Genomic DNA, 604 nt, shown 5'->3' on the forward strand with positions numbered 1-604 from the left:
CGATGCATGCCCTGAAGGTAACCGCAGTCCACGATAGCAAGCAGTTTGACTATGTTCTTTCACGTGAGCCAGTCGATCTCGTGGTTGTTGACCTTAACCTAGGCCGGGAGGATGGACTTGCGATCGTCCGCAATCTGGCGACAAAATCGGATGTTCCTATCATAGTGATCAGCGGCGACCGGCTTGATGAGGCGGAAAAAGTGGTTGCACTGGAGCTCGGCGCAACCGATTTCATTCCCAAGCCTTTCGGGATGCGCGAATTCTTGGCCCGCATTCGAGTAGCGCTACGCCAGCGCATTTCTAGTCCGCGAACCAGAGAGCAGCGCTCATTTCGCTTTGGGGCCTGGAAGCTCAGCGTGAAGCAGCGGCGACTGATCTGTGCGGAGCGTGGCGAGGTCAAGCTTACCGCATGTGAGTTCAATCTCTTGATCGCATTTCTGGAGAACCCCCGCAACGTGCTATCCAGAGAACGGCTTTTGCTCGCGAGCCGTGTGCGTGGAGAAGAGGTGTACGATCGAAGTATCGATGTCCTAATCATGCGCTTGCGCCGAAAGCTGGAGGCTGATGCGGCCAACCCTCGCCTGGTCAAAACATCCCGTGGCGC

General features: G+C 56.3%; 1 protein-coding gene. It reads left to right on the plus strand.

The annotated features are described in order from the left end of the window. Positions 1-2: 2 nt before the first annotated feature. Positions 3-604: two-component system response regulator VirG (gene virG / locus NKI16_RS34010; protein ID WP_352443318.1), on the plus strand; the 602-nt coding region annotated here is incomplete at its 3' end.

Origin of the sequence: Mesorhizobium sp. M0698, assembly GCF_040320455.1 — a bacterium.
Classification (GTDB): Bacteria; Pseudomonadota; Alphaproteobacteria; order Rhizobiales; family Rhizobiaceae; genus Mesorhizobium.